Genomic DNA, 318 nt, shown 5'->3' on the forward strand with positions numbered 1-318 from the left:
GGGCACTGTTGCAAATAGTCGGTGGTGATAAACTTATCATCCCCTTTTGCTGATGGAGCTGCACATGAACCCATTCAAAGGCCGGCATTTTCAGCGTGACATCATTCTGTGGGCCGTACGCTGGTACTGCAAATACGGCATCAGTTACCGTGAGCTGCAGGAGATGCTGGCTGAACGCGGAGTGAATGTCGATCACTCCACGATTTACCGCTGGGTTCAGCGTTATGCGCCTGAAATGGAAAAACGGCTGCGCTGGTACTGGCGTAACCCTTCCGATCTTTGCCCGTGGCACATGGATGAAACCTACGTGAAGGTCAA

Annotated in this window: 1 protein-coding gene; it reads left to right on the forward strand. The window is 52.2% G+C overall.

Annotated features, from left to right (window positions below; genetic code table 11):
• Nucleotides 1-64: 64 nt before the first annotated feature.
• A partial coding sequence (locus H0I76_RS19295; RefSeq protein WP_001067820.1) for a transposase occupies nucleotides 65-318 on the forward strand: 254 nt, incomplete at its 3' end.

It is taken from the genome of Thermohalobaculum xanthum (genome assembly GCF_016623495.1).
GTDB lineage: Bacteria > Pseudomonadota > Alphaproteobacteria > Rhodobacterales > Rhodobacteraceae > Thermohalobaculum > Thermohalobaculum xanthum.